The sequence below is a fragment of the Methylobacterium aquaticum genome, from assembly GCF_001043915.1.
GTDB classification, from domain to species: domain Bacteria; phylum Pseudomonadota; class Alphaproteobacteria; order Rhizobiales; family Beijerinckiaceae; genus Methylobacterium; species Methylobacterium aquaticum.
In genome coordinates, this window is sequence record NZ_LABX01000349.1 from 1 (window position 1) to 1,246 (window position 1,246).

General features: G+C 66.2%; 1 protein-coding gene. It reads right to left on the reverse strand.

Annotated elements, in window-relative coordinates:
* Positions 1-12: 12 nt before the first annotated feature.
* Entirely contained in the window at positions 13-1,155 is a 1,143-nt protein-coding gene (locus VP06_RS31650) for an ISAs1 family transposase (RefSeq protein WP_048467796.1), read from the reverse strand.
* Positions 1,156-1,246: the final 91 nt, after the last annotated feature.

Here is a 1,246-nt window from a genome sequence, read left to right on the forward strand (position 1 = left end):
AGGGGAATCGCTTCAGCTTTTTGCCGGGTCTGCTGGGGCATGTCGGAGCAGGGCTTCGAGGTAGTCGGGATTGAGGTTGGCGAGCTTTCTGCGGGCCTTGAGGCTGTGGCGATCGTGCGGTGCGCGCACGAGGTTGATGGCCATATGGCGCACCACCGCCATGTTCTGTGGGCCTGATCCCGTCCGCAGCCGCACGAGATCGTCGTGGAAGACGACGTCGAGCACCCAGTGCAGGCGGTTCTCAATCTGCCAGTGCGCCCGCACGGCGGCCGCGAAGGTCTTGGCGTCGAGCTTGGCAGACGAGAGGTAGTAGCGCCTCTCGTGTTCGACCCGACCGGCGCGTTCGACCCGCGTCTCGATCAGGCCGATCATGGCCAGATGAGGCATATGCGGCTCATCGGGGTAGCGGCGATCCGAGGTGAGCCAGCTCACGTCGTGGCATACGCTGGCACGGCGGCGTTCGAGGCGACCATGATCGTTGTCGAGCGTCTCGTGGGTGTCCACGATCAGGTCACCGGGATCGGCGAAGACGCGCACGACGTCGTCGTGGGTGGCGGGGCGGTTGGCCTTGAGCGCGAGCAGATAGTCGCCGCCTCGGGCCACGATGGTCTCGGCGATGGCGGTCTGGGTGCCCATCGCGTCGATGGTGACGAGGGCGCCCCGGAGTTCGAGCCGTTCCAGAAGGCACGGGATGGCGGTGATCTCGTTGCTCTTGTCGGCCACCGCCTCCTGGCCGAGCACGAGGCGCTGACGGGCGGCCCAGGCTGAGACGGTGTGCAGGGCGGCCCGGCCCTTGGTCTTGGCGTGGCAGCGCCGGGAGGTCTTGCCGTCGACGGCGATGAGGTCGGGTTCGGCCTCGCGCAGGCTCTCGACCCAGGTGGTGAAGCAGGTCTTGAAGAGGTCGGCGTCGAGCGCTTTGATGACATCGTTGAGGGTATCGTGAGCGGGCAAGCCGCGCGCGTAAGGCAGAAAGCGACGCAGGAAGTCCAGGCGCTGGTCACCCCACAGCCGGATCTCGACGAAGTCGTCCATGCCGCAGAGCGTGGCGCACAACACCAGCAGCAGGATCTCGGGCAGCGGGTAGATCACCCGCCAATGCTGGCGCGGGTCTTCCAGAGCTGAGAAATGGTCGAGGATCGACAGCGATGATGGCATGGGGGCCTCACAGAGCGACAAGCCCCTCCTGAACCACGATCCTCATCCCCGCGCAGCTCAAACCCGCGCCAGGGCTGAAGCGATTGCCCTG

Excerpts from the sequence above, each read along its gene's own strand:
- VP06_RS31650 (WP_048467796.1), bottom strand. The coding sequence starts at position 1,155 with ATGCCATCATCGCTGTCGATCCTCGACCATTTCTCAGCTCTGGAAGAC.